General features: G+C 40.8%; 3 protein-coding genes. 1 reads left to right on the plus strand and 2 read right to left on the minus strand.

Features of this window, described 5'->3' with window-relative positions; translation table 11 throughout:
• Both H6G26_RS40955 and dinB read right to left on the minus strand, forming a co-directional pair.
• Positions 1–231, minus strand: a 231-nt coding sequence (locus tag H6G26_RS40955) for a hypothetical protein (RefSeq protein WP_190737791.1), incomplete at its 3' end; no start/stop codon positions are given.
• A gap of 388 nt (positions 232–619) precedes the next feature.
• Positions 620–1,729, minus strand: coding sequence for a DNA polymerase IV (dinB, locus tag H6G26_RS40960; RefSeq protein ID WP_242054396.1), 1,110 nt, complete (start codon positions 1,727–1,729; stop codon positions 620–622).
• Between the two features lie 92 nt (positions 1,730–1,821).
• Between dinB and H6G26_RS40965 the strand changes: the two genes are divergently transcribed.
• Positions 1,822–2,358 (plus strand): GIY-YIG nuclease family protein, encoded by a 537-nt coding sequence (locus tag H6G26_RS40965; RefSeq protein ID WP_190737792.1) that lies wholly within the window; start codon positions 1,822–1,824, stop codon positions 2,356–2,358.
• The last annotated feature ends 2 nt before the right edge of the window (positions 2,359–2,360 follow it).

A 2,360-nucleotide genomic window follows, 5' to 3' on the forward strand; every position in this document is an offset into this window, starting at 1 on the left:
TCCCAGTTCCTTCTTACTGCGCTTTAACTGTTTCCAAAGTTCCTTAATTTGCTGATAAGCATCTTCTGGGTCAAGCTTACCATTGCTTTCTAAACTGGTGATTATGCCAACTTTTTGAGCAAATTCTTGCAAATTAGCATTGAAAACTAAGTTTTCTGGTTTAACTTGCCCGTAGTAGCGACCACGAGGGTCAAGGAATTTATTTTTATCTTCCTCATGAGACTGATTCATGACTTCACCTCCCGACTAATAAGTTTTCACTAATAATAATGTCAACCCAGCTTCAACTATCTCCTTAACCGAATGGCTGCTTGGAAATATAGTTAGCGATTGCTAGAATCATGAGCCTTTTTTTAGTATGACTCATAGTCCAAAATCGTCAAATGTAAAGTGAAGAATTTCAGCCATTTAGCTTTGTGGCTGCCAAATGGTCTTGCCATGAAGCTAAAAACAGCTTAAGAGTCTAATCTTATTCACACTGCTGAAGCGTTAAAATATCAACTATCCCAATTCTTCAAGAATTGAAAGATAGTTCAGACACACAATTGCAATCATTGATGAGCTTGTGAAATGCTTACGACAGTAACTGAGCTTTTTAGAAGTGGGGCTTACACCTACGCTAAAATCTGATGTTCCCATTCTGAAACAATGGCAATTGAATAGCTTGAGATTGTTTTTGATTATCAAGGTTAGACAAAGAAATCCCTAGCAATCTGATACTACGATTCTCCAGATCAATCAACTCAAACAGCGCTTTAGCTATCTCGAAAATCGTAGATAGTTCACTGATGGGAGCAAGCATTGTTTTACTGCGGGTTATCTGATGATAGTCAAAGAACTTGACTTTTAACGTTAATGTGCGACCTCGCGTTTCGTGTTGATCTAACCGTTGCTCAACGATTTGGGCAATCTGTTCGAGTTCTTGCAACATCTGACCGACATCGCTTAAGTCCTGTGCAAATGAGGTTTCTGCACCAACTGACTTACGAACTCGATTTGCTTCAACTGGGCGGTCATCTTCTGCTCTGGCAATCTTGTAGTAATAATGACCTGCTTTACCAAAGTGGTGTGTTAGCTCAGTCAGCGATCGTCCCTTCAAATCCGCACCAGTATGAATGCCAAGTGAATGCATCTTCGCCGCCGTTACCTCTCCAATGCCGTGGAACTTTTCAATCGGCAGTTGCTCTACAAAGGTGATCGCTTGCTCTGGTAAAATCACTGTCAACCCATTCGGCTTGTTCTGCCCTGATGCCATTTTTGCAAGAAACTTGTTAATTGACACACCCGCAGTTGCCGTCAATTGAGTTTCCTGGAAAATCGCAGTTTTGATGTGTCTTGCAATCGTAGAAGCGTAGGAAATGTTTTGCTTATTCTCAGTAACGTCCAAATATGCTTCATCTAGTGCAACTCCTTCCACCAAGTCAGTATAGCGTTTAAAAATAGCGTGGATTGCTGTGGAAATCTCTCGGTAAACGTCGAATCTTGGTCTGACAAAGATAAGCCCAGGACATTTTGCAAAAGCTGTTACTGACGGCATCGCGGAATAAATGCCAAACTTCCTCGCTTCATAACTGGCGGCTGCAACTACGCCTCGCTGATTCGGGCTACCACCGACGACTAACGGTTTGCCTCGGTAACTAGGGTTGTCCCTCTGTTCTACCGATGCGTAAAAGGCATCCATATCAACATGAATTATTTTCCTAGTTCTAGCGACAGATTCTTGTCCCAAGGGTAGCTCCACTACAAACAGTCTCGCTTTTCACACCATTTTCAAGCAAATTAAATCCTAAATTAGAAATCCTATAGTACACTAGCACTAGTTTGAGCCAGCTAGAATTCAATTTATTCAACGAAGTGCAAGAACCTCTGTTGCTCAAAAAGCTACTGAAACTAGAGCTAGCAGCTAAACACGCATTATACAAAAATGCACCAGATAACTCATATCGGCTCACCGACTTGGCACTTTATCGCGCTCAACTTCAACGCATTTTATCTTGTACTTTGTATTTTTTAGAGATTCAAATGCCTAAAGGCACTTTGCACAAGATAGGAGTTACCGCCAGACCCATCCAACAACGATTGACAGAAATAGAAACGGATTTACTTATCCCTTATCAAACTGTTGCTATTCAAATACTTGGAACTTGGGCACACAGGGGTAATGTAGAACTATATTTTAAACACCGCTATCATAATTACAATTATCGCATTGGTAGTTTAACTGAATACTTCAAATTTGGTGCTATCGATGCTAACGCTGCCCTATATGAGCTACAACAAATGAAAGATAAAGTACTTTCTCCAGTCGAGATAGACATTCTTAAGGACAACATTAGCTTATCTATTGTTGCTATCTAGCC

The sequence above is a fragment of the Nostoc sp. FACHB-888 genome (assembly GCF_014696655.1).
In the GTDB taxonomy this organism is placed as follows: Bacteria; Cyanobacteriota; Cyanobacteriia; order Cyanobacteriales; family Nostocaceae; genus Nostoc.